This is a genomic window from Natronorubrum tibetense GA33 (genome assembly GCF_000383975.1).
Taxonomy (GTDB): Archaea; Halobacteriota; Halobacteria; order Halobacteriales; family Natrialbaceae; genus Natronorubrum; species Natronorubrum tibetense.
This window is the reverse complement of record NZ_KB913019.1, coordinates 40,773-67,702: the sequence shown is the minus strand read 5'-3', so window position 1 is coordinate 67,702 and position 26,930 is coordinate 40,773. Positions and strand designations below refer to the sequence as shown.

The window sequence follows — 26,930 nt, the reverse complement described above, 5'->3', positions numbered from 1 at the left end:
TCAGATGAGTGACTGGTTCGGTCATGGCGTATTATAGCAGTGTACAAAATGGTCAATGCATTATCTGACGCTCGCGTAGCTGTCCACCAAGAGTTATGGGAGCGGTCTGCTCTCACGTTCGAGGTGTGAAACCACTTTTCGATCAGGTTTCGATCAACGTAGCCGAGTTGATCGCTCAATCCTAATCAAAAGAGGGCAGTTAGATATACATAGCTGTCAGCGAGAAAATCGGTTTTGGATAGACGTGTTTCTCGGTCAGTCGGTGCAGAAACGCAGCAGCTGGATTCGTGCCTCGATGTCCGAACACTGCGACATCGAGAAGTAGTTTTGAGTATAGATATCTTGCAATCTATGCCCAAGATTAGTCGCCGTTAATCGTAACAGAATTTCATCAATAGTGGACCGCGACGGCGAAGCCATCGGCGGATCTGGAACGCTATCAGCTAGCCGATGTACCTAGTCTAAATCGCTTTATGAGAGGGTACACACCGATTAAGCGAAGTATCACTTGTCTCTCTCGAAGAGAATAACCGGTCGAGTGGGGACGGACAGCGAACGCCCTGACGGGCGTCACCGTCCGCTTACGCTCCCAACATTCATCTATTCAATCACATCGCCTCGCTCGTCCGAAACAGCCTGCCAGACGCGCTCTTCAGTAAGCGGCATGTCGATGTGAACGACGTCGAGCGCGTCACACACGGCGTTTACGACGGCCGGTGGCGCTGCGATGGTGCCGGCCTCGCCGATTCCTTTGACTCCGAGTGCGTTCAGGGGGCTTGGCGTTACCGTCGCGTCGGTCTCGATTGGCGGAAGGTCGGCGGCGCGCGGGACGCCGTAGCTGTCCATCGCGTCGGTCAGGAGCGTGCCGTCCTCGTCGTAGGCGACCTGCTCGTAGCGCGCCTGTGCGATCCCTTGTGCGACACCGCCGTGTACCTGGCCTTCGACGATGGTCGGGTTGACCCGTTCGCCGCAGTCGTCGACGGCGAGATAGCGCTCGAGTTCCACGTCGCCGGTGGCGGGATCGACGGCGACGATGCAGGCGTGCGTGCCGAAGGTGTACGCCGTTCCGTCCAGTTCGTAGAACGTCGTCGCTTCCAGCCCCGGCTCGAGGCCGTTGGGAAGCCCCCTACTGTACGCCGTCCCGGCGACGGCCGCGAACGAAACCGTTTCGTCACCGCGTGCGCCGGATTCGCCCGCTCCGGGACCGTCTGTTCCGGACACGGTAAACGTTCCGTCGTCGTACGCGACTCGCTCCGGATCGGCCTCAAGTTCGGCGGCGGCGATCCGACGCGCCTTCGAGAGCACCGTCTCGGCGCTCGTGACGACCGCGTTGCCGCCGACGATAGTCGACCGGCTCCCGAAGGTGCCCGTCCCGGTGGGGATCGCGTCCGTGTCGCCCTCGGAGACGTGGATCCGATCGAGCGGGAGGGAGAGCGCGTCCGCGACGAGCTGGGCGTAGGTCGTCTCGTGGCCCTGTCCGTGCGAGTGAGTCCCCGCGTAGACGTTCACGTCGCCGTCAGGGAGGACGCGGACGAGCCCGCTCTCGAAGCCGCCGCCGGTGGACTCGACGTAGTTGGCGATCCCGACGCCGCGAAGCCGGCCGTCGTCCATCTCTCCGTTCTCGATCGCTTCGCTCGAGCGATTCCAATTTGTCCCAAACCGATCGCGAAGGTCGTCATACCCGATCGCGTCGAGTGCTTTCGCCATCGCGGGCTCGTAGTCGCCCGAGTCGTACGTCGCCCCGACAGGCGTCTCGTAGGGGAACGCTCCGGACGGGATGAGGTTCCGTCGGCGGAGTTCGGCGGGATCCATCCCCAGTTCGTCTGCGGCGACGTCGACCAGCCGCTCGATGACGTATATCGCCTCGGGACGGCCGGCACCGCGGTAGGAGTGGATCGGCGCCGTGTTGGTGAAGACGGTGTGAGTCTCACAGTGGATGGCATTGATCGCGTACTGACTGGACAGCAGTCGTCCGTACCTGGCGGGCATCGCTGCGCCGCTGCCGAGCCCGTAGCCACCGACGTTGGCGTACGTCTCCGCGCTGAGCCCGCGAATTGTTCCGTCGTCGTCGATCGCCAGCGTCGCGGTGGTGCGGTGATCGCGCCCGTGTGCACCCTCGAGATAGTTTTCGCTCCGCGTTGCGGTCCACTTGACCGGCCGCTCGAGTTCGCGGGCACACCACGCCGCCATCGCCTCGCCGGGATGGTGGTGTCCCTTGTGACCGAACCCGCCACCGACGTGGGGCGAGACGACCCGAATCTCTCCTTCGCGAACGCCGAGCGAGTGGGCTAGCTTCCGGCGGTGGCCGTGTGGCGACTGGCTGGTCATCGTGACGGTGAATCCCTCGTCGGAGTCGAACTCCGCGACGGCCGCCCGTGGCTCGAGCGCAGAGGGGATCAGTCGGTTGTTCGTCAGCTCGATCTCCACGGTCCGATCGGCTGCGGCGAACGCCTCGTCGGTCGCATCAGCGTCACCCAACTCGGCGGCTGTCGCGACGTTGTCCGGCGCTTCCGCGAATAGTTGGGGCGCGTTCGGATCGGTCGCCGCTTCCTGTGGGTCGACCACCGCCTCGAGCGGTTTGTATTCGATGTCGACTGCCGCGACACCGTCGCGTGCGCGATACCGGTCTTCGGCGACGACGGCGGCGACGGGCTGGCCGTGGTACCGTACACGATCCGTCGCGAGCACCGGATGGGCCGGGATATCCTCTTCGAGTCCCGAAAGCGGAAGTCGGCCCGGCGACGGCGACGCCTCGATATCGTTCCACGTGTACGCTCCGAGCACGCCGTCAATCGCCTCGGCGGCGGACGTGTCGATTTCTTTCAGGTCGGCGTGGCCGTACTCGCTCCGGACGAACGCGAGGGAGACCGTTCCCGGCGGCTCGTGATCGTCGGTGTACTCGGCACGGCCGGTCAGCAACGCGGCGTCCTCCCGGCGCATTTCTCGAGACCCTGTGTACGTCTCACCTGTGTCACCATCGGCGTCGTCAGCGTCCAGTTTGACTCCCTGCTCTGCATCCGAAGATTCCGCGTCGCTCATCGGTGCGTACCTCTTCGACCGGTAAATCGGTGGCCGACCAAGCTGTCGGCAGTAGAGTCGTCCGTCGCGTCGTCGACGGCCGCCAGAACTGCCTGTTCGGTGTCGGTCGAAAGGACGCTCACACGATACCCGTTTGAGGCGTGACGATAATCGAACGGTGGCTGGTACATCAGTTCTCTCCCTCCGGTACAAATTCGTCAGCACTCACGGTATCCACGCCGTCCGCAGCTACAGTGGCCGCTTCGTCGAATTCGGCCGTACAGGCCACACACTTGCTGGTCTCACAGTCGACTTTTGGGGCGGTAACGCCGAGTTCCTCCTGAAGCATGTGGATGAGCCGCGTTCGTCCCTCACTCGCCAACCGCTCTTGATCTCCGTCGATGGTGAGGGTGATCTCGTGGTCTGACATTGACGATTCTTGGTTGACACGGACCTTGAAGGGTAGCCTCAGCTCGGGATTCCCCCATCAATTTACAGGACGAATATATCTCTTCGAAGATTTCAACAGAGCCTCTGTCTCAGAGAAGGCTTTCCGCGATGGATCCAGTAACACGAGCAAGTCCGTTAAGAGCGTGGAGCGTCGCGAGGCCTGTCAGTACCCCAAGTGGAACGGCGATCAGCGACTCGATCCACGTGTCAATCGTCCAGAGTTCCCAGACGACAGTTTCGCCGAATGGCGAGAGAATCAGCGCAAGCGAGGTGACGCCAGCGAGTAACACAAACAGCGGGAGCAAAAAGGCTATTACACCTTTGATGGCAAGAAATCCGATTCCTTTCCACGTCGTGTCAGAGACGACAAGCTCCCGAAGTGCGGAGACCCAGCCGTACGTGAACGGATTCACTCCAGACGGGGGTGAGTGGATATCCGTTCCGAGTAAGCGATTCGTCAATCGCCGTTCAAGCTCTGCTGCACCGCGAGTTCCAGCGAGCAGAACGAGAAAGAGGGGTATGCCAACGAGAGCGAGGGTGAGAACAAGCGCAACGAAGAACCCGAAAAATATACCGACGAAATAGAGGCCGCCGACGAAGCTCGTAACGAAGAGATAGAGGAGATTTCGGTAGGTCTGACGCTTCGTAACGACGCCAATGAAATCAGTGAGGCCTAGTTGCACAGAGTTTAGTTGCCCGTCTGACACCATGGTAAAGTTATTTCATGGCTGTTACAAACTACTTGCGATTGTATTCAGCGATCGTTTTGAAACTCACAGAAAGTACGCATCTGTAGGTACCGTTCAGTCAGAGAGAAATGGCTCCCGGTCCGGCTATCGACCATCAGTGACAATTCACAAATAGCGTCCTGAATACACCCGCTTCCGTCTCAAAAGAGGAACTCCCGCTCGAGATCCTGCGGCAGAATCACCTCGAGTTCGCCCCGCAATTCGTACTCGCGAATCGTTTCGACCAGTGTTTCGAACGCCTCGAGGTCGTCGTCCTCGAGGCGATGATAAAACATCGACGTGATCCCGCGAATCTCGGCCGTTCGCTCGAGTTCCGTCTCGATGCGCTCGGCGTCCGGTTCGGCGATTCGGGAGGCCAGCCGCGTATTCGTGGTGTACCCCTGTACCGGTTGGCCGCCGCCGAAGCCGATCGCGTGGTACTCGTCGACGAGTTCGAGCGTCGTCTCGTCGTACTCGCCGAACGGGTAGGCGAAGTATCGGGCTCCCTCCTCGAAGCCGTGGCCCTCGAGCCATTCCTTGCCCTCGCGGATCTCGGCCTCCTGCTCCTCGGCGTCGAGTTCCGGGAGTTCCGGATGGCTTGCGGTGTGGTTCGCGATACACCAGCCGGCGTCGTGGAGTTCGTGCAACTGATCGATCGTCATTCGCGGGTCACCGCCAACGTCGCCGCCGTCGACGTAGTCGGGGTTGACGAACGTCACCGCGGGATAGTCGTACTCTTCGAGTAGCGGCAGCGCCTCCGTGTAATCTGTGACGTGGGTGTCGTCGAATTGGATCATCACCTTTCCCGTCTCCGGGCGAGGGGTGAAGTGGAAGTCGTCGAACCAGATCGTCCGTTCCTCGTCGTCCCCTCCGGGGATCCGTAGGTGTACCTCATCGACGCTCGTCGCGTCGAAGCCGTCGTCGACGTCGGTCACGCCGAAGTTGTATCGCTCGAGCGGCAGGTCGCCGGTCACGGTGCGACGGTACTCGATCGTCTCGCCGTCGCTGTCGATCAACCGTAGCCACGGAATCACCATCTCCTCCGACGCGACCGCGACGCCGGGAACGACGTCCGTCAGTTCGCGCGACTCCGAGAACGATTTCGCGAGCGTGGCCGGTTCCTCGTCGGTCTCGAGCCGAGCGCTCTGCGAGCCGACGACTGACCGATCCTCGTCGGCCGTCAGCGTTCCGCCGGAGACATCCCAGCGATCCAGTTCCTCGAAATCGTCGTCGGTTCCCGTAGCGTCCGGATGGTCGCTCGAGTCGTTCGCTCCGTCCTCGACCTCCGACTCCGACGGACCGTTTGCAGCGGCGGTATGGCCTGTAAGACCCACCGCTGCCGTTGTAGCGCGGAGGTAGGTCCGACGGTTCAGTTTCGACAGATCCATCGGGATCGACTGTTGCTCCCCGCCGTCTTTTGTCTACGGCCTGATCTATACGGGCTCGAGTCGACGCGCTCACAGATCCTGATCGTCGACCGTCACAGGATTCGGACTCTCAGTTCTTCCGGCGACTGATCACGGATCCGGAACGAGTTCGCGAAAGAGTAATTTCAGGTGCGTAGACGCGTAGACCCGGTTACATAGTTGTCACCGCGCGCATATGGGGCTCCGGCCCCGACGATTCGGTACGATGAATCCCGAGTCCACGACGAAACTCTACAAAGCTCCGCGGACGGACATCTCCCAGAATCAGGGACGGTTTCGAATTCACTTCAACTTCCCCGGGCACAATCACCCGGAGCACGACGATCACGGCTACGGCCCGCTCGCGACCGTCGTCGAGTCGTTCATGGACCCCGAGACGCTGATCTCGATGCATCCCCACCAGAACGAGGAGATCATCTCGTGGGTTCCGTCGGGCGTGATGCGCCACGACGACCGACAGGGAAACGAGCTGGTCACCGATTCTGACCACCTGCTGGTGATGAACGCCGGCAGCGGCTTCTGGCACGAAGAGCGCACGCTTGCGGACGATCCACCGCTGCGAATGCTGCAGATTTTCGTCCGCCCGCACAGCCTGGATCTCCCACCGACCATCCAGCACGAACCGATTGCTGATCCGGTTGCCAACGAGTGGCGCCACCTCTTCGGTCCCGAGGGCTCTGACGCGCCGCTGTCCGTGCGCAACGACGTCCATTTCTACGACGTTCGCCTCGAGGAGGGTGTCAGCGTCGACCTGCCAACGAAGACCGGCTGGGACGCCTACTTCTACGTGTTCGAGGGGGCAGTCACGGCTGACGGCATGCAATTCGACGAGACGGAGAGCGGTCTGCTCGTCGACGGTGGTGGGATGACGGTTACCGCGGAAACCGAGACGACACTCGTCGCGTTTCTCGTCGATCCCGACGCACCGGTCACCCGTCAGGGGACTATCGGCCGGTAAGTCGGTTCGGGACTGAACGTACTATCGTAGCCACTGGAAATCAGTGCACACCCGATCGGAGGACGACTATGCCATCGGTGTGTAAACTGTTCAAGTTGTTACTATACCGCGTCTCCTTCCCGCGAAACCGAACTGCGAGACGCGCCGGCCGCTAGCGTCCGTTCGCTCGGTCAGCCGGCGATAACCAGTACTGCCACAGCAGCTTGACTTTGTACCGAAGCAGCGGCGAGTAGTTAAATCGCGGATGATCGATGGACCACGGGTCCGTCTCGAGGGCCGCCGCGATTTCCTGGAGAAGTACCTCGACGCGTGGTTCGGCCCCTTTCGAGAGGGGACGGACGTCGATTAGACACGCGGTAGTCGTGTACTTCGATTTCGTGTCTCCCGAGGCGCTGAGCGAGAGCAACCCGCGCAAGAGTGGATCGTACGAGACCGACGTGACCGTCAAGGCCCACTCTTCGTCAGCGAGTTCGAAGCGAGTCGCATCTTCGGCACCGAAGATCGATCGCTCGCCGCTGGCGGGCTCCGTCGACTCGCGATCGTACGCCCAGCCGAGGTCGGTGAGCGTCCGCTCGACAGTATCGCTGAGTTCGTCGTGGGAGGTGCCCACGAACGTCCGCCAGGTGCGTCCGATCAGTCGTCCGAGTATGGAACGGGGTATCATTGGTGTGGAACTGTGAATGTGGTGAATTCGGTGAGTAGCGGCTTACCAGCCGAGGCGACCGTGCCCGAGTTCCTCGGACAGTTTTTCGATCTGTTCGGCGCTCCGGGAGTCAGTCACCCACGTGGCGACGAGACAGCACAGCAGCGACACCGGAACCGCGTAGATGATTGCGCCGAACATCGGTGTGTAGAAGTACGCGATGGCGTACGCAAGGGAACCCCCGAGCATTCCGGCCATCGCCCCGTAGTGGTTCATCGGCTTCCACCAGATGCCGAGAAGTAACGGGAAGAAGAAGGCGGCCGCCATCAGTCCGGTGCCGTCTGTGTAGAGTTCGACGAGGTACGCCGGCGGACTCCACGCGGCGACGATCCCAAGGAGGCCGATCACGACGACTGAGACCGTGCCTAGATTGACGATTCGCTCCTCGGAGACGTCGCTGACTGCGTTTCCGTACAGGTCGTTCGAGAGGGCAGCTGCCATCGCGAGCAGCAGTGCGTCCGTCGACGACATTACCGCCGCGAGAATCGTCGCCGCGGCGAAGCCGGCGACGAGCTCAGGCAGGATCGATTCCATGACGAGCAGCAGTGCGTAGTCGGCTTCGGCGAGTTCGGGGTCGATCGCGATGGCCGCACCCGCGATGTGGACGAACGGGAGCGTCACGATAATGTACATCAACGCGACCCACGCGTACGCTCGCTTCGCTGACTCTGGGCTCTTCGCGGAGAAGGCCCGCATCGCGATGTGGGGCAACACAGCGATAGCGAACGCCCAGATTAGTGCGAATCCAATGTACGTCTGGATCTCGAGCGCTCCCGTTCCAGTGACTCGAGGCGTCTCGGAGATCGGTGCAGACATCGAGTAGCCGAAGTAGCCGAAGCTGATAGCCCAGATTACCGCGAGAAGGCCCCACATCAGGACGCCCTGCAGAAAGTCGGTCACGGTGATCGCCCACATTCCACCGAGAGCGACGTAGGCGATGAAGACGATCCCGATTGCCGTCACTGCCGGGATATAACCGACCCCCAGCAAGTAATCGGAGACGAGTCCGCCGGCTCGAAGCTGGGCAACCATATACATGAAGTAGCCAACGAGGATGATCACCGGAGCGAGCACGTTAATCCGCGAGTCGGTGTACAGGTAGTCGAAAATGTCCGGGAGCGTGTGCATCTCGAGGCGACGCAACGGTTTCGCCACGAAGATTGCGGCGATGAGGAATCCGGCGACTGAACCGACCGCTGCTGACCACCACAGTGGGACACCGAGGTCGTAGACGATTCCGATCGCTCCCAGAAATGTCCCGCCGCTCGCGAAAGCGGCGAAGATCGCCATCGAGTTGACGAACGTTCCGATCGATCCGTTTGCCGACCAGTACTCGTCGGCCGACCGACGGTTTCGGAAGTAGAGGCCGATCGCGAGGACGAGGATGAAATAACAGAGGACGATGGCGGTTTCACCGACGCGTACCATCGTCACTCACCCCCCTCGAGGACGAAGTCGACGTAGTAGGTCGTGGCAACGAAGCTCCCGCTGAGAACGAGGCCAACGATCGGTTTAGAGACGAACATCCACGAGAGTCCACCGACGGTCAACTCCGGCGAGTACAGAACCGGCAGGTAGACCACGAGGATTCCGATTATGCACGATACAGCCATGACTTTCGACACTGGATCGAGGTAGAACCAGCCGCTCGTCTCGACCGAACGGGTGGATTCTTTCGATCCGGTATTCGTGTGCTGAGCCATGTCCACCAATCTCATCCGGCTCGTATTAGTTATTGTCCATAATTTCTATATTCGGAGTCAGATATAAAGATAATGATTGTAATAATTACTACCCGGGCCGGGTTCATCGACGCCCGTCGCTGTGCTCGTCGAAAACAAATAACGGAAAATCCTCTTTCAAGTCCGCTACGCGGTGTGCCCCGGTAGTCGGCTTACTTCTCGAGCGTTCCGTCGTCCAGCAGTTTCTCGAGGTCGTCGTCGTCGTAGTTGACCAGGAGTCGGGACTCGTCCTTGAACGTCTTGAGAACGATGTGCGTCGAGGAGTGTTCGACGCCGTCTGTATGAATGATATCGTCGATCAGCGCCTGGAGGTGTTCGTGATCGCGAAGGCGCGAGACCAGGGTGAACGACATCTCCCCGAGCATGAAGTACACCGACTGGACGCCGGACAGTTCCGTGAGTCGGTCGCCGATGTCGTCGTATCCGGGCCCGTACTCGCTTTTGATCTCCGTGATCGCAGTGAGTTCGAAGCCGAGTTTCTGGTGGTCGATATCCGCCACGTTCCCCTGGAGAATTCCCTTCTCGCGGTAGTTATCCAGACGATAGTAGATCGTCGAGGTGCTGATTCCGAGTTCCTCGCTCAACTGGTCGACGTCGATCTCTCCCTCTCGGTCCAGCCAGCGCAGAATCTCGAGGTCGTTCTCGTCAAGATTGAGTTCTACCATACTCGAACACGGGGAGAGGACGACTATATAGCTTGTTACAGCCTTCGAAAAGCGGGTGGATTTTTAGACGGGTTCCAATCCACTGCGTTCGAAGTCACGACGTGGGGAACGGTCACGCCGATTTGATGATCAGGTTCTTCCCGAGAACGGCGTCGAGTATCAGCGGGACGACGACCGTAATCAGGATGAGGACGGTCGCCATCGCGTTGATCATCGGCGTCAGGCTCGTTCGGACCATGGTGTAGATCTCGATCGGAGCCGTCGTTGTCTGGGGCTGGACCCAGAACTGGGTCGCCGTGAACTCGCCGAAACTAATGACGAACGCGAGCAGCATTCCGGCAACGAGACCCGGTGCGATCGCCGGTAACGTCACCTCGAAGAAGGTTTCGACCTCGTTGGCGCCGAGCGAGAGCGCCGCCTCCTCGACCGATCGGTCGAACCCGTAGAGCTGGGCGCGAACCGTGACGAATACGTACGGTAAGACCAGCGTCGAGTGACCGATGATCAAGAACAGGTAGTTGCGCTGCATCCCGATTTCGGAGAGAAACGCGGTGAGCGCGACACCGATGACGACCGGACTGATCAGCATCGGCAAGAAGAGTACGCTCGAGAGGGCGTTCTTCCACCGGAAGTCGTATCTGACGAAGCCGATCGCCGAGACCAACCCGACGACGCCCGCGACGATCGAGCTCCCGGTCGCGACGACGAAACTGTTCCACAGCGAGGACAGCATCTGATCGTCCGTAAAGAAGTCGTGATACCACTCCAGGCTGAATCCCGTCGGCGGGAAGGAGGCGAACTGCGATGGGTTGAACGAGATCATGACGACGATCAGCAGCGGCAGCAACAGGAAAAAGTAGACGAGCGCCGTCGTCGCCACGAGCAGTCGCCACCGGATATCTGCTGTCATCAGTTCCCCTCCCCGAAGACGGCGTCCAGACTGACGATCCGATTGAAGATCGTGAGCAGTCCGAACAGGACGAGCAGGTAGACGATTGCCATCGCGCTCGCCACGGGCCAGTTCTGGTTCTGTCCGAAGGTCTGTTCGATGAGGTTCGCGATCATGAGATCGCCCGAGCCGCCGAGCAACGCCGGCGCGAGGAAACTCCCGACCGACAGGATGAACACGAGGATACAGCCGGCACTAATTCCCGGCAGTGAGAGCGGAAACGAGACCTCGTAGAACGCTCGGAGCGGGCCAGCACCCATCGTTTTGGCGCTCTCGACGAGCGAGCCGTCTATCTTCGCGACGCTGTTATAGATCGGTAGGATCATAAACGGCAACATCACCTGAACCATTCCGGAGATAACGGCTACCTCGTTGTACAGGAAGCCGCTCCGTTCGATTCCGATCCAGCCGAGAGTTGTCGTGATGACCCCATTGTCACCGAGCACGAGGACCCAGGCGTAGTACCGGATGATCAGCGGGACCCAGAACGGCAAGATCACGAGCAAGAGCAGTATCGGAAGCCAGCGACTCGAGGTCCGACCAAGGACGTACCCCGGCACGTAACCGAGCACTAGCGTGACGACTGTCGTCACGAAACCGAATTTGAGCGACTGCCAGAGGATCAACAGGTAGAGATTGTCGAACTCGAGGCTGGAGAGGGAGACGTCCTGTATTAGGATGGAGTGGTAGTTCGCCCAGGTAAACTCCTGGACGATGACCCCAGCGGGGCCGCGCACCCAGAACGAAATCGCGAGGATGTACAGCAGCGGCGCGAGCAAGAACACGACCATCCAGACCACGCCGATGCCCGCTTGCGTCGTTGCCAGTAGCCGGCGACGGTCCTTGATCCATCTGATGCCGTCGACGAGCGCATCCGACTGAAGGAGTCGGTTTCGGGCCGCGAGCCATCGATCGCTGTATTCGTCGTTCACGGCGAGCCCTCCATCACGGTCCGGTTTCCTCGATCGCTCGAGCCGGCAGTCACGAGAACGTCGGGTGGTGCAGTCACGTAGACGGTGTCACCCGTCTCGTAGCGATCGACCGCCGTGAACCCCTGCTCGGAGACGGTGACGTCGGTTCCGTCCGCCAGTTCGCAGTGAAAGACCGTCTTCTCGCCGAGATAGTTGATGACTTTGATCGTCGCCTGGAACGCGTTGTCCTGCTCTGGCTGTTCGGCGTGGATACCGAGCTTCTCGGCCCGAAGGAAGACGGTCTCGTCCGCACCCGGCTCGGTATCGGCCGACTCGGAGAGGACCAGCGACAGCCCGGCGTCCGTCTGGACGGTCGGCGTTCCGCTCTCGGCCGTCACCGTCCCAGTGAGCTTCGAGGACTGACCGATGAAGTCGCCGACGAACTCCGAGGTCGGGTTCTCGTAGATATCGAGCGGCGCTCCCTGCTGTGACAGCCGTCCCTCGTCGAGGACGACGACCGTATCCGACATCGAGAACGCCTCCATCTGGTCGTGCGTGACGTAGATCGTCGTGATTCCGATCTCCTCCTGGATGCGTTCGACCTCGATCCGCATCTGCTGGCGGAGTACCCGATCGAGCGCTGAGAGCGGTTCGTCCATCAGCAAGAGATCCGGCTCGAACACCAGCGCACGGGCGAGCGCGACCCGCTGTTGCTGGCCACCGGAGAGTTCGTCGGGATCGCGATCCATCGTGTCCGGAAGCCGGACCATTTCCAGCGCCTCCGCGACGCGCTCGCGTCGCTCTGCGCTGCCGACGCCGCGCATCTTTAGCGGGAACCCGACGTTCTCGCCGACCGTCTTGTGCGGAAAGAGCGCGTAGTGCTGGAAGACCATCCCAATGTCGCGTTCGTAGGGTGGTTGATCGGTCACGGCCTCGCCCTGAATGCGGACGTCACCCTCGCTCGGCGTTTCGAGGCCAGCGATCATGCGAAGAGTGGTCGTCTTGCCACAGCCTGACGGACCGAGCAAGGAGACGAATTCGCCTTCTTCGGCCGTAAAACTCACGTCGTCGACGGCGACGACGTCTCCAAACCGTTTCGTGACGTGTTCGACTTCGAGGTATCCCATAACTTACCGTTCTGTCGGCTGGTCGTCCACTGATACGAGACCGCGACGCCTTACCGTGCAAATAGCGCGCATTTGAATCAGTACTGGTCCATCTTGATCCGGTCGAACGTGTCTGTCCATTCCGCTTCGTGTTCGTCGACGAACACTTGGTCTTCGAAGAACAGCTGTTCGCCGCCAGAGGGATCGAAGTCGGGAAGCGCTTCGATCTCGTCCGATTCGACCGACGTCGCCGGCGGATAACCGAGTTCTGGCGAGAGCTCGCGGATAATCTCGTCCTGATACGCGAACTCGATGAACTGTTCCGCCATATCGCGGTTCTGCGATCCCTTTGCGATCGCCAGCATGTCGGTCCAGCCTTTCGCCCCTTCTTCCGGGATCACGTACTCGAGGTTGTCGTAGCCGTCGTCCTGGAGCGCGAGGATGCGACCACCCCAGCCGTCGCCGATGTAGGCGCTCTCGTTGGAGTACATCGTCACCTGCTCCTGACCGCTAGACCAGTAGGAATCGATCAGTTCGTGTTGGGCAGCCATCTCGTCGTACACCATCTCGATCCCGTCCTCGTAGGAGCCTTCGTGCTCGAGGGAGTTCGGATCGAGCCCCAGATACAGTGCGGTCGTGATGACCCGAACCATCGCGAAGTCCTGCATGGTGACCTGTCCCTCGAGGTCTGTATCCCAGGCGAGTTCCCACGACGGGTCCTCGGCGTCGACGTGGTCGGTGTTGACTACCATGCCGATAGTGCCGTAGTACAGCGGTGCGAGGTGCGTGTCCTCGCCGGGGTCGGCGTCGAACTCCTCGAACACCGGCAGAAGGTTGTCCCACGTGTCGATGTTCTCCGTTCGGATCGGTTCGACGAGGTCCTGCTCGACGGATTCGTAGGCCCGTTCGACCGAGGGCATGATGATGTCGTAGGACCCCTCCGGACTCGAGCGGACGTTCGCCAGCATGTTGTCCTGGTCGTCGAAACTGGATTGTTCGACGTCGACGTCGTACTCGTCCTCGAACGGCTCGATGACGTGTTCGGTCAGTGCCTCCTGTGTCGATCCGCCCCACGAGTAAAACTGGAGCGCGTCGGAACCGTTGTCCGATCCGAGACAGCCCGCAAGCCCGGCGATGCCGACCGCCGAGAGGCCGCCAGTTTGTCGAAGGAATCGTCGTCGTGTCGGTTTGGCCATTGGTACTCTGCACCATTCTTCTCATGAGGGGGCTTAACATTTTCGGAGACTACACAAGAATATGGTATTGAAGTAGTTCTCTCTATAACTAGAAGGGCCATATTCAATAGACAGCTTAATTAGAGCGCGCCAGAGAGAGGCTCGCATGGACGACGATCGAACAGTTTCTGTACACGAACCGACCATCGAAACGGCGCTTCCCGGTCCGGAAACGAAGCGGCTCGTCGAGGCTGACGACGACGTTATCTCACCGAGTTCGCCACGCGCCTATCCGCTCGCGATCGAACGCGCGGCTGGTGTTACCGTCACGGATGTCGACGGGAACACCTTCTGGGACTTCGCGAGCGGTATCGCGGTGACGAACGTCGGGCACAACCACGAACGGGTCGTCGAGGCGGCGAAAGACCAACTCGATACGCTCGTCCACCCGGCGTTCTGTGACTACTACTCGCCGGAACCGGTCCGGTTGGCCGAACGGCTCGTCGACCTCGCACCGGGAGACTCGCCGAAACGACTCTTCTTCGGGAACAGCGGCACCGAAGCGGTCGAAGCGGGAATCAAACTCGCCCGACACCACACCGGCCGCCACCGGTTCATCGCGTTCGACGGCGCGTTCCACGGGCGGACGATGGGCTCGCTCTCGCTGACCGCGAGCAAGACCAAGTACAAACGGGGCTTCGGGCCGCTAGTTCCCGGGGTCGATCACGTTCCCTACCCCGACCCGTCCCGCGCCGAGAGTCCCGAAGCGGCCCTCGAGACCACCTTCGACGCCCTCGAGGATTTACTCCGGACTCGAGTTCCGGCCGACGAGGTCGCCGGAATCGTCGTCGAACCGATTCAGGGCGAAGGCGGCTACGTGGTTCCGCCGGAGGGATTTCACCAGCGGCTCCGCGAGTTCGCCGACGAACACGGTATGGTGCTCATCGCGGACGAGATCCAGACCGGATTTGGTCGAACCGGCGAGTGGTTTGCGATGGACCACTGGAACGTCGAACCCGACATCACGCTCATGGGGAAGGGGATCGCCAACGGACTGCCGATGTCCGCGATGGTCGCCCGGTCTGACGTGATGACGTGGGGAAGCGGCACGCACGCGAGTACGTTCCACGGGAACCCGGTCGCTGCGGCCGCGGCGAACGCCGTCATCGACGTCATCGAAGAAGACGGGCTGCTCGAGAACGCGCGAACGGTCGGGACACACCTCAGAGAGATACTGGCCGATCTCGGCGCGGATGTCGACGAAATCAGCGACGTCCGCGGTCGCGGGCTCATGATCGGCGTCGAGTTCACTGACCCCGAAACCGGCGAGGCACTCGGCGAGCTCGCAGACGAGATCATGCACGCCGCGTGGAAGCGCGGACTGATGGTCCTTCCCTGCGGCCAGAGCACGATCCGGTTCGCCCCGCCGCTGACGATCACCCTCGAGCAGGCGTCGACCGCCGTCGAACTGTTCGCCGATGCAGTGGCCGACGCCGTCGTCACCACCGAACAATGAGCCAATCGGACGACGAGGGCGTGACTGACGCGACCGATCAGCCCAGCGATCGGATCGATCCCGAGGCGACGATCGAGTTGCTCCAGAAACTCGTCCGCATTCGGAGTCCGTTCTTCGAGGAAGCGGCGATGGCCCGAGCAGTGTACGACTGGCTCGCGGACCGCGACCTCGAGCCGGAGTACCACGCCGTGAGCGAGCCGGAAATCACCGGCTTCGACGGGAACAACGTCGTCGCGCGACTCGAGGGAACGGATCCCGACGCGCCGACGCTCCTGTTGAACGGCCACATGGACACCGTCCGCATCGTCGACGGTTGGGACGAAGATCCGCTCTCGGGCCGCATCGAGGACGGCCGCCTCTACGGACAGGGTGCCTGTGACATGAAAGGAGGACTCGTCTCGCTGCTCGTCGCGTTCGAGGCGCTCGCCGAACTCGATGGCGACCTCGCGGGCGACATCGTCCTGACGGCGGTCGTCGGCGAGGAGGGCCCGTTCGGGTTGGGAACGTATCAGCTCCTGCGCGACGGCATCACCGACGATGTCGACGGCGCGATCGTCGCCGAACCTGGTCCGGCGATCGCCCGACACGGCCTGGAGAATCCGGCGCTTCTCCTGGGGGCTCGAGGCGGGTTCCGATACGAGATAACCGTACGCGGTAACGCGGCTCACGCCTCGCATCCCGAGGACGGGACGAACGCCGTGGTCGACGCGGCACGGATCGCGACCGCGCTCGACGAGATGGCGTGTGACAGCCATCCGGCGCTCGGCTCGGGATCGATCTGTCCCCTGGAGATCCGGGGCGGCGACGACCCGCTCTCCGTCCCGGACCGCTGTACGCTCGCGGTCAACCGTCACATCGTTCCCGGCGAGAGCGCCGAAGTCGTGCTCGAGCAGGCACTGGATGTCGTCGACGACCTCAATCTCGAGTCGTCGGTCGAGGTCGAACTCAGGGAGACGCCGTACGAGAACCTGCGATTCGGCCCGTACGTAACCGACGAGGACCACCCGCTCGTCCGGATGCTGTCCGACCAGAGCGAACGGCTGACCGGCGTCGAGCCGTCGATCGACTACTTCTCGAGCATCGGCGACTTCAACCACCTCGGCCACACGGCCGAGATTCCGACGGTTATCGTCGGCCCCGACGGCGACAACGTCCACAGTACTGGCGAATACGTCGAGACGGACGACGTCGTGATGGTCGCCAGACTCGTCGCCGATACGGCCGCTGCGTGGCTATCGTAGCAGCCTGTACTCGATTCGATTTTTCGAGCCGGAAACAGGAACGGGGAGGACGCCAGCGAGGCAGCGACGGTCCGACAACGATCACTTCGACACTACAGCGGCGGACCGACAATGGTCGGCGACGACGTTACAGCGACGGATCGCCGAGTTCGACGTTCACCGTCTTGGTCTGCGTGTAGTACTCGAGAGCATCTTGACCGCACTCGCGGCCGATACCCGAGCGCTTGTAGCCGCCGAACGGGCCGCCGGTGACCGTCGAGCCGTAGGTGTTAACCCAGACGCTGCCGGCCTCGAGGTCCGCGGCTGCCCGGTGGGCGAGGTCGGTGTCCGTGGTCGCGATACCGGCCGCGAGCCCGAACTCGGTGTCGTTGGCGATCTCGATCGCCTCCTCGTACGTCGAAAAGGTGTTGATCGTCTCGACGGGGCCGAAGATTTCCTCGCGGGCGATCCGCATGTCGTTGTCCACGTCGTCGAAAACTGTCGGTTCGACGAACCAGCCGTCCTCGAGGTCGCCTCCGGGCTGGTCCCCGCCGGCCACGAGCGTCGCCCCCTCGTCCCGTCCAGTCTCGACGTAGCCCGTCACTTTATCATACTGGGCCTGCGAGGCGAGCGGCCCAAGCGTCGTCCCCTCGACGAGCGGGTCGCCGATCTCGTAGGACTCGGCCGCCTCGACCAATCGGTCGACGAACTCCTCGTGGACGTCCTCGTGGACGAGCACTCGAGAGGGCGCGTCACAGGACTGGCCGGTGTTGTAGAAGATACCGCCGGCGACGGTTTCGACGGCCTGCTCGAGGTCGGCGTCGGGGAAGACGACGAACGGCGATTTGCCGCCGAGTTCGAGCGTGACTGGCGTGATGTTGCTGGCAGCACTTTCCATCACCGCTTCGCCGGTTACGTCTTCGCCGGTAAAGGAGAGCTTGTCCACGTCCTCGTGGGCCGTCAGCGGCGCACCGCTCTCTTCGCCGTAGCCGTGGACGACGTTGAGCACGCCGTCGGGGAAGATGTCTTTCGACAGTTGTGCGACGCGGGTCGCCGTGAGCGGGCTGTCCTCGGCCGGCTTGAGGACGACCGCGTTTCCGGCGGCGAGCGCCGGCCCGAGTTTCCACGACGCGAGCACGAGCGGGAAGTTCCACGGCACGACCGCGCCGACGACGCCGTACGGTTCCCGGCGAGTGTAGACGTGGGAATTCTCCGAGACGGGGACCTGCGTCCCCTCCTGTGCGCGACCGACCGACGCGTAGTACTCGAGGAACTCGAGTGCCTTCTCGATCTCTCCGGCCGCGTGGGCGAGTGGTTTCCCGACGTCGAGACTCTCCAGCAACGCCAGTTCGTCGGCGTGGTCGCGAAGCGTTTGGACCCACTCTCGGATCATCCGGGACCGCTCGGCGGCCGTCGTTTCGCCCCACTCGCCGTCCATCGCGCCCCGGGCCGCGGAAACCGCCCGGTCGACGTCGCTTGCACCGCTTCGCGGGACGGCCGTGATCGGAACGGAGACGGCGGGATCGATCGTCTCGAACGTCTCGTCAGTCGACGCAGTGACCGCCTCGCCGTCGATCCAGTTAGCGAAGGTTCGGTCCGTCGTCGCTTGTTCGATCGCTTCGCGGTGGTTCTTCTCGATAGATCCGTCGTAGTAGTCAACCATTCTCTGAAACCCTCGTTTCCGAAGATTACCCATAACTGTTTATCAGTTTTGGTGCAGTACAACACACACGGATCACACTGGTAAAAAATCTTATTTTTGAATCTATACTTTGACGGGAACACGATTCTACATGTCGAAGAACGTGACGGCGATGAACGTCTCGTCGATGGCGGTACTGAACTCCACCTCGTTGGACGGATTCAAATACACGGCGAAAATATTTGTACGTCGCACAATAATCGAAACCGATGATCGACGTGGTACTCTACGGACCTGTCCGCGATACGGTCGGCGAAAAAACACTCACTGCGAGCGGCGACACCGTCGATGCGGTGCTCTCGGAACTCTTCGTTGAGTACCCGGAGCTCGAGCCGGCGCTGCGGGACGGCGACGAGTTTCGCTCCGAGGTCAACGTCCTCGTAAACGGGCGAAAGCTCGCGACGCTGGACGGTATCGACACGGTTCTCGGGGATGATGACACCGTTCAGGTCACGGCAGCGATGAGCGGCGGCTGTCGATGACGTTGTGGGCGGTACTATTTTAGAACTATATCTTCCACTACAGGCCTAACATTTCGCCATTAAATCGTTCCAACCACTAATTAGTCTCCATAGCTACATAAGTGTTAAGTGGAGCTACAGCCTCTTTTCGCCAAGACGCCTCATGTCAATGTTTGGAACGACGCTTCGTGTGAACCTCTCCGACCGGACCATCGACACCGAACAGCTAGACGAGGATCTCATCGAGACCTATCTGGGCGGCACCGGACTTGCCGCTCGGATCCTCTACGACGAACTCGAGCCCGGAATCGATCCGCTGGGCCCGGAGAACAAGCTCGTGTTTGCGACCGGTCCGATCACCGGCACGCGCGCCCCGACCAGCGGTCGACACTCCGTGAGCGCGCTCAGCCCGCTGACGGGGATTCTCGGCGAGGCGACCAGCGGCGGCGACTGGGGAACGGCGCTGCGAAGAGCCGGCGTCGACCTCGTGATCGTGGAAGGCGAAGCCGACGAGCCGGTGTACGTACACGTCGAGGACGGCGAGTTCGAACTCCGCGACGCGAGCGGCCTGTGGGGGCTCGACGTTCCCGAAACGACCGACCGGATCCAGAAGGACGTCGGCGACGACGCCGTCGTCAGCACGATCGGCCGCGCGGGTGAGAATCAGGTCCGGTTTGCCGCAGTGATGAACGACGTCAAACGCGCCGCCGGGCGGACCGGAATGGGTGCGGTGATGGGTGCGAAGAAGCTCAAGGCGATCAGCGTGATCGGAACGGGTGACCCCCACCACCACATCGACGACGTGGAGGGCTACAAGGAGCTAACGCTCGAGCTCACACAGACGGTCACCCAGACGCCGAGTACGAAGACCCGTCGCGACCACGGGACTGCAGCCGCAATCGAAGAAGAATCGGAGGTGTTCGACAACCTCCCGACGAAGTACTTCGAGAAGGGCGAGTTCGACGGCGCGTGGGACATCAGCGGTCCCCGGATGTCCGAGGACTACCTGACGAACGTCTACGCCTGTGGGCAGTGTCCCATCGCCTGCGGGCGCGTCGTCTCGATGGAGAGCGAGCGGTTCGGCACGCTTTCGGATCAGGGCGGCCCCGAGTACGAGACCCTTGCGTCGTTCGGCAGCCTCAGCATGAACGACGATTTCGAGAGCATCGCCCGGGCGAACGAACTCTGTAATCGCTACGGGTTGGACACGATCAGCGCCGGCCACGTCGTCGCGTTCGCCATCGCGGCACAGGATCGCGGCCTCGTCGATGAAGACGAGACCGAGATGGATCTCGACTGGGGGAACGAGGAGGAGATCGTCGAACTCGTCCACCGAATCGCGGACCGAGACGGCTTCGGCGACGTGCTCGCCGACGGCGTCGTCCGAGCCGCAGCGGCGATCGACGGCGAGGAACACGCCCTCCACGTCAAGGGACTCGAGCTACCGATGCACGAGCCACGCGCCCAGAAGACGATGGGACTCACCTACGCCACGTCGAACCGCGGCGCGTGTCACATGCGCGCGTTCACCGGCTACGTCGACATCTACGGCTACGACGTTCCGGACCTCGAGATCTACTCGGACGACTATCCGCGCCACGCGACCGAGGGGAAGGCGGAACTCGAGATCGTATTGCAGAACCTCTTCAACGTCTACGACTCGATGTGTGGCTGCAAGTTCTCCTATCCGCCGGGGACGGAGGAGATCAGCGTCGCACAGCTGGCCGACCTTCTCGGGCTCGCGACCGGTCTCGAACTGGACCGAGACGACGTCCTCGAGCTGGGTGACCGCATCTTCACGATGAAGCGGCTGTTCAACGTCCGCGAGGGCATCTCTCGGGAAGATGATACGCTCCCGTCGATGTTCACCGAACGGGCACACGAGGAGGGGTCCAACGCGGGGGAGGTCGTCGAACTGGCCGAGATGCTCGAGGAGTACTACGAACGTCGCGGCTGGGACGAACAGGGCCGGCCGACCGACGAACATCTCGCCGGTATCGGACTGGCGGAACTAGTCTGAAACCGATCAGTTCTCAGATCGGCGAGTCTCGACGGGATAGCATTTTTCGGCGACTGAGGCGCAATCGACGACACGCACGGCGGGACCAAATCACGAGGATTGGCCCGTACGATGCGAACGGTCGAGCTTTTCTCGCGACAACTCGAGAGGATATCACGCGTGCCGCCCCTCGACTGCGCTCTATAGTTGTGCCCATTCCAAATTAAAAACCGATAAATTAGAGATAGAGTTGATTTCGGCCCCTTTAGCAACACTTATTTTAGCATACCCCATCTAGAGTCGTATATGGCCAACACATCGAACCTGTTTTATAAGTGGGGCGGCGGAATGAAGCCGGATTTTCCCCGGATCCGCTCCGCTCACGACGAATTCCTCGTTACTGAAGACGGACGCGAACTCGTCGACGCTGCGGCAGGTGCCGCGGTCGTCAACCTCGGCCACTCCGTAGAGGGTGTCGAGAGCGTCGCTGACGCGCAGCTCTCGGAACTGTCCTATCTCAGCCTCTCGCACTTCTCTCACGAGGCCCCGGAAACGCTAGCAGAACGGCTCGCGGCGGTATCACCCGGCGACCTGAACGCCGCGTTCTTCGTAAACTCCGGGAGCGAAGCGAACGAGATGGCGTTCAAACTCGCCAGAGCGTACCACCTGGAGACGGGGAACCCGCACAAGAGCACGATCATCGGCCGCTGGCAATCGTATCACGGCGCGACGCTCGGCGCGCTGTCCGCGACAGGCAACACGTCCCGTCGTGTCCAGTACGAACCACTGCTCCACGGCTGGCCCCACCTTCCGCCGGCGTACCCCTACCGCTGGGAGTACGAGGGAACGCCCGAGGAGCAGGCGCTCGCCGCCGCTGCGGAACTGGAAACGACGATCAAGCAGGAAGGGCCGGAGACGGTCGCGGCGTTCATCGCGGAGCCCGTCTCGGGGGCGAGCATCCCTGCGGCTCACCCGCATCCCGCTTATTTCGAAGAGGTCCGTCGCATCTGTGACGAGTACGATGTCCTCTTCATTGCGGACGAGGTGATGACCGGGTTCGGCCGAACGGGGACGATGTTCGCGATGGAGCACTTCGACGTCGTTCCGGACATGATGACCCTCGGCAAGGGGTTGTCGGGCGGCTACGCTCCGATCAGCGCGACGATGGTTCGAGACGACATCGCCGACGAGTTCGAAAACGCCACCGGCCGGTCGTTCTCGCACGGCCACACCTTCGGCGGAAACCCGCTCTCGGCGGCGATCGCTGCCCACGTCATCGACCAGTACACGGATTCGGTGTTACAAACGGGACGGAAACGCGGCGAGTTGCTGGCTGCGGAGCTCGAGCCCCTAGCCGACAACCCGATCGTCGGCGACTTCCGGCAGATCGGTGCAATGATCGGGATCGAGTTCGTCGCCGACCGAGACACCGGCGAGCCGTTCGATCCCGACCTGAACGTCAACGGCCGCGTCTACGATCGTGCGCTCGAGCGCGGCGTCTACACCTATCCGGGATCGGGATCGGTCGACGGGCTGAAGGGCGATCACCTCATGCTCTCGCCGCCGCTGACGATCAGCGAATCGTCGGTCAAGACCGTCGCGGATGCGGTGACCGATGCGGTCGAGGCCGTCGCCGAATCGGTCGCGCCGCACGCCGCCTCGAACTGACCCGTCGTCGGGACGTCGTCACGGAGACTCGTTTTCGAGCGATTCCTCACGAGACGTCAATTGGCCGATGGCGGGTGATGGAAACGTCCACGAGGAGGCCGGTCGAGAAAGAGAGCCGCGTTACTCGAGGTAGACGCCTTCCGGATCTAGGTCCTCGCGGAGGAGTCGAAGCTCCTCCGCCGTGGGTATCGATGTCGTTCCGACGTCGTCTGCAAACGCGAGGTCCCAACCCGTGGCCTCCTGTACGTCTTCACGCGACACGTCCGGGTGGAGAGTATCGACGTACAGCTCGCCGGCCTCGTCGAACCGCATAACCGCCAGATCGGTAATGATCGCTTCCGGCCCGCCGCGGAGGCCGAGTTCTTCGCGGCCCTCCCGCCCGCCGACGTAGCCGGGACTGGTGACGAAGTCGACCTCCTCGGGGAACCGTCGCTTCTGGTGAGGCGTGATGACCAGCGTTCGGTGGGCGTTACTGGCGATTTCGCAGGCACCGCCGCTGCCCGGCAGTCGAACCGTCGGATCCTCGTAGTCGCCGATGACCGTCGAGTTGATATTGCCTCGCCGGTCGATCTGTGCGCCGCCGAGGAATCCGACGTCGATCCGGCCGGCCTGCAGGTACTTGCTGAATCCCTCGAACATTGGTACGACGCCGACGGCACCGGTCGCGAGGACTGGATCGCCGATCGATAGCGGTAGCGAGGACGGGTCGGAGTCGATCGTCCCCGACTCGTAGATCATCCGGAGGTCCGGGGCATGCGTTCGTTTCGCCAGGTTGCAGGCGAGGTTCGGCACGCCGACGCCGACGAGCACAGACTCGTCGTCGCGGAGTTCTCTGGCCGCGGTCGTGACCATGAGTTCCGTCGCGGTGTACTCGAGGTCGGATTCGCCGGCTCGCTCGTCCGCGCCGCCGTCGGTCTCGTCGGTTGTTCGGTCTTCCGTCATCAGTATCGCCCCATGTCGATCGGTGTCGCGTACTCGGTGTTCGGTTGCAGATCGAGCAGTCGGCTGCTGTCGAGTTTCTCGACGTAGGCCGTCCGATCGTCGACGCCGTGCACCCACTCCTCGAGCCACGCTTCGATTCGAGCCTGCGACTCCGAGACCTCGTTCCACTCCAGATAGGCCTCGTTGTCCCGGTCGTAGTACCCCTGTGCGTACGACGGATGAGAGCCGTACGGCTCCTCGACGACGTAGTCGACTGCCGATCCGGGCACGACGGTCCGGTTCGGATCGCTCCGAATGACCTGTTCTTCGACGATTTCTTCGACACTCAGCACCACGGTATCGGCGGCGAGTGCGACCTCGGGAATTTCGCCTTGTATTCCCCACACGTGTGCGTTGCCGTCCGCGTCGCTGCGCTGGGCCCGAACGACGGCGACGTCCGGACATAGCGGGGGGACGGCGTACAGTTCGTCGTCGCCGAACGGATTCTCGACCGTACGGACATCGTCCGTATACTCCGGAAGGTCCGATCCAGCAAACGTTCGGACCGGCATGTACGGGAGCCCGCGTGCACCCGCCGCGAGCCGTGCCGTCAGGCCGAAGTGGGTGTACTCGTTGATCTCGATCGGTCTTGGGATGTCTGCTTCGACCGCCCGTCGGAAGGCTCGTAAGCTCCCCACGCCGGGGTTTCCGGCCCACGAGAACGTCACTTCGGACGCACACCCAGCGGCGATCAGCTGATCGTAGATCAGGTCGGGCGTCGCTCGGATCAGGTGGAGATCGGTGTATCCCTGACGGACGATTTCGTGACCCGCCGCGAAGGGGATCAGGTGTGTAAACCCTGCGAGATAGACCGAATCACCGTCGTCAACGGCGCGATCGATCGCCGTTCGCATCTCTATCGTCTGATTCGCACCGTCAGTCACTATTGCTCACCCTCTCACTATGGGCACTATTTATTGCTCTTAGACCAAACTTAGGGTCATACATTTGTACCAAAAACAATATTGGGTCCCATTATAGTCTTTGCGGTGAAGCGGGTGAGAGAGCGGTTCGACGCCGACACTGACGATACCCCGTTCTCTTCCCAGAGCGAACGGTCCGCTTCCGGCCGCTTTCATCACGTATATCCGCACCTATTGGCTACCCGATCAGTAGAGCTTGAATGCGCTGGCACTATCGGACGACGGTTCTCGCGTTGTGTCTCCTCGCGTTCTTTGTCACCTACTTCGCACGAATGGCGATCAGCCCGGTCATCCCGTTCATCGCCGACGACTTCGACGTCACTAATACGCAAATCGGGTTCGCGCTGTCGGGCATGTGGCTCGCCTACGGGCTCTCGCAGTTCCCCAGCGGCGTCCTCGGTGACCGATTCGGCGAAAAGCGGGTCATACTCGTGGCCGTCGGCGGCACGGCGGCTGCCAGTCTGTTGCTCGCGTTCGCACCCGTGTTCGCCGCGTTCGTCGTCTTCGCCATTCTCCTCGGACTGGTCGCAGGGCTGCACTACACCGTTGCGGTGACGCTGCTGTCGCGGACGTACGACGAACTGGGACGAGCCGTCGGCATCCACTCGATGGGTGGCCCGCTTGCCGGGCTGGTCGCCCCCGTCGTGGCGGCGTGGATCGGCGTTCGGTTCGGCTGGCGACCGGCGGTGGCGCTCGCGCTCCTCGTCGGACTGCCGGTGTTCGCGCTGTTCGCCTGGCGGGTTAGGTCGACCGAGCCGCGACGGCCGGAACAGCCGATGCGCGAGCGGTTCGAACTCGACGCCGTAGTCGAACTCGTCTCGAGACCATCGATCGCGTTCACGCTCGTGATCGCCATGCTGGGGACGTTCATCGTGCAGGGACTGCTCACGTTTCTGCCGACGTTTCTCGTGGACCACCACCGCTACTCGGCGACCCAGGCCGGTGTGGCCTTCTCGGCGTTTTTCGTCGTGAGAACCGTGGGGCAGTTCGTGTTGGGCGAGTTTTCCGATCGGTACGGCCGCGACCTCGCGATTGGGGCGTCGATGCTCGGCGGGGCGATCGGCCTGTTCGGGCTGGTCGCGGGCGCGAGTACAGTCGTGATCGGTGCCTCCGTGATTCTCGCTGGGTTTGGCTCGAGTTTCTTTGCGGCACTCGATCCACGATTTCTCGACGAACTCGGCCACGCCGAACGCGGTTCGGGCTTCGGACTCGTGCGGACGGTCTACACCGTCGTGGGCTCGGCCGGCTCGGTCGGCGCGGGGCTGTTCGCGGACCTGTTCGGGTGGGGTACGTCGTTTCTGATACTCGCCGTTCTGTTCTCGATCACGTTCGCCGCCCTCGCCGGCAACCGGCTGCTCGAGCTCGGCTACTGACAGGCAGTCCGTCGGGGATACCCGATCCGTACCGATTCGATTTCGGAAGCCTTGAGACCTCCTGTTGGGAAGAGTGACCGTGTCTCGATCTCGACTGTTCGCCTCCCTCTGTGGGCTGGTCTTTCTCCTCAATCTCGCTAGAATCATCTTCGCACCGCTGCTGGACGTCATCATCGCGGAGTTCACGATCGGTGAGGCGACCGCCGGACTCCTCGTTACGCTCGCGTGGGTCGGGAGTGCGGCCCCCCGCTTACCGACCGGGTGGCTCCTGACGAAGGTTCCCAGACACTCCGTCGTGATCGGGTCCGGAGCGATTCTCACGGTCTCTGCCGGGTTCGCCGCGACCGCGACATCGGTTCGCCACCTCATGGTCGGTGCCTTCCTGATGGGCATCGCCTCCGGCGTCTACTTCGTCTCGGCGAACCCATTTTTGAGCGAGCTGTACCCGGACCGCGTCGGGCACGTGATCGGTATTCACGGCGCCGCCAGTCAGATCGCCGCAGTGATCGCCGCTCCGCTCGTGGTGCTTACGCTCCTCGTCGACTGGCGACTCTCGCTGTGGGCGATCGCCGTCGGTGCGGCGGTGGTGACGGGATACACGGGACTCGCCGCGACACGGACCGAACTGCCGCGGGCGGGGATCGAGGATCGAAACTTCGTCGCCGGCGCGCTGTCGGAGTGGCGGATCATCGTGACCGCACTGGCGATCGTCGGCATCGCGTCGTTCATCTGGCAGGGCGTGTTCAACTTCTACGAGCTGTACATGCAGTCGAAGGGGCTCTCGCCTCGAGCCTCCGGACTGATGTTGACGATCGTCTTCGCAGCCGGCATTCCCGCGTTTTACTTCGGCGGCGACCTGGCTGATAGGCTGCCGCGCGTTCCGTACCTGCTCGGCATCGTCGGGACGTTCGCCGGGACCTTGCTCGTGTTGACGACCGTGAACGGGCTCTTCGGACTGATCGTGATGTCGGGGGTCATCGGCTTTGTCATCCACGCGCTGTTTCCGGCGACGGATACGTTCCTCCTCGATACGCTCCCGGACTCGACGCGGGGGAGCGCCTACGCCGTGTTCAGTTCCATGTGGATGCTCACGCAGGCGCTCGGCTCGTTCGTTCTGGGCGTCTTCATCGAAGGCGGCTACTCCTACGACGCGGTGTTCATCGGTGCCGCGCTCTTCCTCGGGGCGACGACTCTCGGTCTCGTCGTCCTCGAGCGAACGGGACGTCTGCCGAGTTGAGCGCGTGTGAGCGCTCCT

General features: G+C 62.0%; 23 protein-coding genes and 1 pseudogene. 8 read left to right on the top strand and 16 right to left on the bottom strand.

Annotated features, from left to right (window positions below):
- Positions 1–63: 63 nt before the first annotated feature.
- The 5 genes and pseudogenes from NATTI_RS25790 to NATTI_RS0122280 form a co-directional block, all read right to left on the bottom strand.
- Positions 64–604: pseudogene (locus NATTI_RS25790) on the bottom strand (IS6 family transposase); the annotation flags it as partial.
- Positions 601–3,039 carry a xanthine dehydrogenase family protein molybdopterin-binding subunit gene (locus NATTI_RS0122300; protein ID WP_006091179.1) on the bottom strand — a complete coding sequence of 813 codons (2,439 nt, stop codon included), beginning with the start codon at positions 3,037–3,039 and terminating at the stop codon, positions 601–603. The gene NATTI_RS0122300 and the pseudogene NATTI_RS25790, both read right to left, overlap by 4 nt.
- A gap of 169 nt (positions 3,040–3,208) precedes the next feature.
- A complete protein-coding gene (locus NATTI_RS0122290) occupies positions 3,209–3,448 on the bottom strand; it encodes a (2Fe-2S)-binding protein (RefSeq protein ID WP_006091178.1) in 240 nt (79 codons plus the stop codon).
- A gap of 109 nt (positions 3,449–3,557) precedes the next feature.
- Entirely contained in the window at positions 3,558–4,151 is a 594-nt protein-coding gene (locus NATTI_RS0122285) for a sensor domain-containing protein (protein WP_241434365.1), read from the bottom strand.
- Positions 4,152–4,357: 206 nt separating this feature from the next.
- On the bottom strand, positions 4,358–5,584 hold the full coding sequence (locus tag NATTI_RS0122280; protein WP_006091176.1) for a polysaccharide deacetylase family protein: 1,227 nt from the start codon (positions 5,582–5,584) through the stop codon (positions 4,358–4,360).
- 244 nt (positions 5,585–5,828) lie between these two features.
- Here NATTI_RS0122280 and NATTI_RS0122275 point away from each other — a divergent pair, with 244 nt between their 5' ends.
- Positions 5,829–6,581 carry a pirin family protein gene (locus NATTI_RS0122275; protein WP_006091175.1) on the top strand — a complete coding sequence of 251 codons (753 nt, stop codon included), beginning with the start codon at positions 5,829–5,831 and terminating at the stop codon, positions 6,579–6,581.
- A 151-nt stretch (positions 6,582–6,732) separates the two neighbouring features.
- Here the strand turns inward: NATTI_RS0122275 and NATTI_RS0122270 are convergent, their stop codons facing one another.
- From NATTI_RS0122270 to NATTI_RS0122235, 8 genes are all read right to left on the bottom strand, one after another.
- On the bottom strand, positions 6,733–7,245 hold the full coding sequence (locus NATTI_RS0122270) for a hypothetical protein (RefSeq protein WP_006091174.1): 513 nt from the start codon (positions 7,243–7,245) through the stop codon (positions 6,733–6,735).
- 42 nt (positions 7,246–7,287) lie between these two features.
- Complete coding sequence (locus NATTI_RS0122265; RefSeq protein WP_006091173.1) at positions 7,288–8,712, bottom strand: sodium:solute symporter family protein; 1,425 nt, start codon at positions 8,710–8,712, stop codon at positions 7,288–7,290.
- A 2-nt stretch (positions 8,713–8,714) separates the two neighbouring features.
- The gene (locus NATTI_RS0122260) at positions 8,715–8,987 is read right to left on the bottom strand and encodes a hypothetical protein (RefSeq protein ID WP_006091172.1); all 273 of its coding nucleotides are present in this window, start codon (positions 8,985–8,987) and stop codon (positions 8,715–8,717) included.
- Between the two features lie 191 nt (positions 8,988–9,178).
- The gene (locus NATTI_RS0122255; RefSeq protein ID WP_006091171.1) at positions 9,179–9,691 is read right to left on the bottom strand and encodes an Lrp/AsnC family transcriptional regulator; all 513 of its coding nucleotides are present in this window, start codon (positions 9,689–9,691) and stop codon (positions 9,179–9,181) included.
- Between the two features lie 112 nt (positions 9,692–9,803).
- On the bottom strand, positions 9,804–10,601 hold the full coding sequence (locus NATTI_RS0122250) for an ABC transporter permease (protein WP_006091170.1): 798 nt from the start codon (positions 10,599–10,601) through the stop codon (positions 9,804–9,806).
- On the bottom strand, positions 10,601–11,572 hold the full coding sequence (locus tag NATTI_RS0122245; protein WP_006091169.1) for an ABC transporter permease: 972 nt from the start codon (positions 11,570–11,572) through the stop codon (positions 10,601–10,603). The genes NATTI_RS0122250 and NATTI_RS0122245 overlap by 1 nt, the downstream gene beginning before the upstream one ends.
- Positions 11,569–12,678, bottom strand: coding sequence for an ABC transporter ATP-binding protein (locus tag NATTI_RS0122240; protein ID WP_006091168.1), 1,110 nt, complete (start codon positions 12,676–12,678; stop codon positions 11,569–11,571). The genes NATTI_RS0122245 and NATTI_RS0122240 overlap by 4 nt, the downstream gene beginning before the upstream one ends.
- Before the next feature lie 77 nt (positions 12,679–12,755).
- Positions 12,756–13,853: an ABC transporter substrate-binding protein gene (locus NATTI_RS0122235; protein ID WP_006091167.1), complete on the bottom strand. Its 1,098-nt coding sequence runs from the start codon at positions 13,851–13,853 to the stop codon at positions 12,756–12,758.
- Between the two features lie 145 nt (positions 13,854–13,998).
- Here NATTI_RS0122235 and NATTI_RS0122230 point away from each other — a divergent pair, with 145 nt between their 5' ends.
- Together NATTI_RS0122230 and NATTI_RS0122225 are read left to right on the top strand one after the other, a co-directional pair.
- Complete coding sequence (locus NATTI_RS0122230) at positions 13,999–15,348, top strand: acetyl ornithine aminotransferase family protein (protein ID WP_006091166.1); 1,350 nt, start codon at positions 13,999–14,001, stop codon at positions 15,346–15,348.
- Positions 15,345–16,589, top strand: coding sequence for a M20 family metallopeptidase (locus NATTI_RS0122225; RefSeq protein ID WP_006091165.1), 1,245 nt, complete (start codon positions 15,345–15,347; stop codon positions 16,587–16,589). The genes NATTI_RS0122230 and NATTI_RS0122225 overlap by 4 nt, the downstream gene beginning before the upstream one ends.
- A 127-nt stretch (positions 16,590–16,716) precedes the next feature.
- Here the strand turns inward: NATTI_RS0122225 and NATTI_RS0122220 are convergent, their stop codons facing one another.
- The gene (locus tag NATTI_RS0122220; protein ID WP_006091164.1) at positions 16,717–18,231 is read right to left on the bottom strand and encodes an aldehyde dehydrogenase family protein; all 1,515 of its coding nucleotides are present in this window, start codon (positions 18,229–18,231) and stop codon (positions 16,717–16,719) included.
- A gap of 248 nt (positions 18,232–18,479) precedes the next feature.
- Between NATTI_RS0122220 and NATTI_RS0122210 the strand changes: the two genes are divergently transcribed.
- The 3 genes from NATTI_RS0122210 (at position 18,480) to NATTI_RS0122200 (ending at position 22,398) form a co-directional block, all read left to right on the top strand.
- On the top strand, positions 18,480–18,752 hold the full coding sequence (locus NATTI_RS0122210; protein ID WP_006091163.1) for a ubiquitin-like small modifier protein 1: 273 nt from the start codon (positions 18,480–18,482) through the stop codon (positions 18,750–18,752).
- A 169-nt stretch (positions 18,753–18,921) separates the two neighbouring features.
- Positions 18,922–20,751, top strand: a complete 1,830-nt coding sequence (locus tag NATTI_RS0122205; protein ID WP_019992171.1) for an aldehyde ferredoxin oxidoreductase family protein — start codon at positions 18,922–18,924, stop codon at positions 20,749–20,751.
- A gap of 285 nt (positions 20,752–21,036) precedes the next feature.
- A complete protein-coding gene (locus NATTI_RS0122200; RefSeq protein WP_006091161.1) occupies positions 21,037–22,398 on the top strand; it encodes an aminotransferase family protein in 1,362 nt (453 codons plus the stop codon).
- A gap of 120 nt (positions 22,399–22,518) precedes the next feature.
- On the opposite strand, the gene NATTI_RS0122195 is transcribed toward NATTI_RS0122200, so the two are convergent.
- Together NATTI_RS0122195 and NATTI_RS0122190 are read right to left on the bottom strand one after the other, a co-directional pair.
- Positions 22,519–23,340, bottom strand: coding sequence for a CoA-transferase subunit beta (locus NATTI_RS0122195; protein WP_006091160.1), 822 nt, complete (start codon positions 23,338–23,340; stop codon positions 22,519–22,521).
- Entirely contained in the window at positions 23,340–24,263 is a 924-nt protein-coding gene (locus NATTI_RS0122190; RefSeq protein WP_275040242.1) for a CoA transferase subunit A, read from the bottom strand. Before NATTI_RS0122190 ends, NATTI_RS0122195 begins: the two co-directional genes overlap by 1 nt.
- 239 nt (positions 24,264–24,502) lie before the next feature.
- On the opposite strand from NATTI_RS0122190, the gene NATTI_RS0122185 reads away from it, so the two are divergent.
- Both NATTI_RS0122185 and NATTI_RS0122180 read left to right on the top strand, forming a co-directional pair.
- Entirely contained in the window at positions 24,503–25,675 is a 1,173-nt protein-coding gene (locus tag NATTI_RS0122185) for an MFS transporter (RefSeq protein WP_006091158.1), read from the top strand.
- 79 nt (positions 25,676–25,754) lie between these two features.
- Positions 25,755–26,912 (top strand): MFS transporter, encoded by a 1,158-nt coding sequence (locus tag NATTI_RS0122180; protein WP_027119267.1) that lies wholly within the window; start codon positions 25,755–25,757, stop codon positions 26,910–26,912.
- The last annotated feature ends 18 nt before the right edge of the window (positions 26,913–26,930 follow it).